This window comes from Mesorhizobium sp. WSM4814 (assembly GCF_055811595.1).
This window is the reverse complement of record NZ_JBVVQT010000086.1, coordinates 1-337: the sequence shown is the minus strand read 5'-3', so window position 1 is coordinate 337 and position 337 is coordinate 1. Positions and strand designations below refer to the sequence as shown.

At 58.8% G+C, this 337-nt stretch carries 1 protein-coding gene; it reads right to left on the bottom strand.

Annotated elements, in window-relative coordinates; genetic code table 11:
• Positions 1-337: LysR family transcriptional regulator (locus AC0L2V_RS32275; protein ID WP_473522199.1), on the bottom strand; the 337-nt coding region annotated here is incomplete at both ends.

The window sequence follows — 337 nt, the reverse complement described above, 5'->3', positions numbered from 1 at the left end:
TCGTCGTCGAGCGGCAGCAATTCGAAGCTGACGGCGGGTGCTTCGCGTGCAACACGCTCCACGACCTTTTCGAAAAACACAAGTGTAACGAAATCGGAAACCACAATCCGGAAGCGGCGATCGGATTGAGCCGGGTCAAACGGATCCCAAGAAATAATCGAGCACTGGATGTGCAGGAGTGCGCCGCGAACTGCGGGGGCGAGTGTTTCCGCACGCGTTGTAAGAACACGTTCGCGGCCGCTCATCGTAAACAGTTCATCGTTGAAATAATCGCGCAGCCGGGCGACGGCCGCGCTCATGGCCGGCTGACTTAGGTTGATGCTGCTTGCCGCCGCCG